The sequence below is a fragment of the Microbacterium sp. Bi128 genome, from assembly GCF_918698205.1.
The window spans coordinates 1-1,778 of the sequence record NZ_CAKKMM010001070.1 but is presented as its reverse complement, the minus strand read 5'-3'; the positions used below and the strand labels follow the sequence as shown (position 1 = coordinate 1,778).

The window sequence follows — 1,778 nt, the reverse complement described above, 5'->3', positions numbered from 1 at the left end:
CCAACTTTTGTTGGTGCGAAGAGATGCGCCACTTATGGCCGGCGTGCCAGCAACTCTTCAGTCCTACGAGGCTGAATCGGTTGCGAGCCGCTACTTCGGATTACTGGCCTCGGGAAGGAAACCGTGATGGAATTCGCACCTTGGTCAAGTGATCGTCCAGGAAAGGAACGTCGGGCTCCGATGCGGCGTGGGGGTCACAACCTCATGGGGGAAAACGCTCATGTCTACCCACGGGCTCACACCGAAAAAGTGCGGTGCTGCGAAAGTGGAACGTGACACGAAGTATCTGATTCAGAGATTTGCGTTGTGGGGGGGCATTAGTGTTGCCAGCGGTTCTGTGGCCATATTGGCGCTTGCAATGGGCTTCGGATTGATTTTGCCGCTTGCACTAATTGTTCTCCTCGTGACCGTCATAGCGATGAAATTTCCCGGTTTTGCATGGTTCTGCTATTTCCTATCGATCTCTTTGACTGGAGTTGTGGTCGAGCTTGGGCCGGCTCTTGTCCACGCTGAGCTACTGGCTATCCCACTTCTCATGATTTGTGTCGTTCGGATCAAGTCCACAGAGTTCATCCAGTCAAGATCCCGCCACTTAGCCCTGCCGGTGATGACGCTGGCAGTCGGCTACTTCGCCTGGGCGGTAGTGACGACTCTCGTCAATGCACCGACCCCGCTACCTAGCCTTTGGATTCTCTTCCAGATACTCACTGGATTCCTAGCATTTGCTGTGCTTGGCGTTTCCGATGGCGAAAAATTGCGTCTGGTCAAGTCGGGCAGTTTGATTCTGGGCGGTATCGCGGCCTTAAGTATCCTAAGTTGGTTTGCGAGATCGCTTGGAGTGCCGGTAGCTCTAACGCCGGGTGTCGCCATGGATGGAAGACTAATTGGATTTTCGTTCGAGACGAACATTTTTGCCAGTCAATGCGTTGCTTGGTTAGCTCTGTGTTCGCGACGGTGGTCAGACCTGGGACGCAGTACGAAAGTTGCCAACGTTGTTTTGGGCGTCGCCGTTATACTGGCGGGGACACGTGCCGCATGGATCGCCCTCGCCTTTGTTTTGGTTCTTTCAGGGCTTGAGAGTGCACGACGGTCTTACAAGTGGCTTTGGGGTGCGGTTTCAATCATCGCTGCGGCCATGATCTTGATACCGAACGTACTTGAAGCCGGAGACAAAAATAGAGACACTCTTTCCTGGCGCTTGGGTAACCTATTCAGTACTGATGTTGGGACGGGTGCATACAGAACTGGGATCTATGAGACAGCACTTGCCGATATCGATTCCGTCGGCAGGGCCATGGTGGGAAGTGGAATTAACTCATTCTCGCAGTTTCATCTCGTAGATCCGACCGGCGTGTCCGCATCGTACCTGAGCTCTATTTGGATTGCGACCTTGTACGACACCGGAATAATAGGTTGTCTCCTGTTCTTCTCGTTGCTTATTTCAATAATCGCCTCCTGCAGGAGTCGCTTCGATGGGATTGTTGTAGTTGGGGCGCTACTTATCTGCGCCAGTGCTACGAATTTGATTTGGTTTCATTATCCATGGGTTTGCCTAGCCTTGTTGAGTTTAGGCACTACAAAGATAAGGCTGGTTAGCGGGACTCGAGCTGCCGCGGACAGTTTTAAACGCCGGAATAATGCTATGTATCGTGTAGAGGTGTGGAAATAGAATGATGACGAAGCCGAGGCAACAAGCAATACTAATTTCAGCTTTTGCTGCCCATCCTGGTATGAGCAGCGAAACGGGAATAGGCTGGCTCTTCATCAAGGCCACGCTG

General features: G+C 52.2%; 1 protein-coding gene. It reads left to right on the top strand.

Annotated features, from left to right (window positions below; genetic code table 11):
* Positions 1-148: 148 nt before the first annotated feature.
* The gene (locus tag LQV45_RS29835; protein ID WP_230010766.1) at positions 149-1,669 is read left to right on the top strand and encodes an O-antigen ligase; all 1,521 of its coding nucleotides are present in this window, start codon (positions 149-151) and stop codon (positions 1,667-1,669) included.
* Positions 1,670-1,778: the final 109 nt, after the last annotated feature.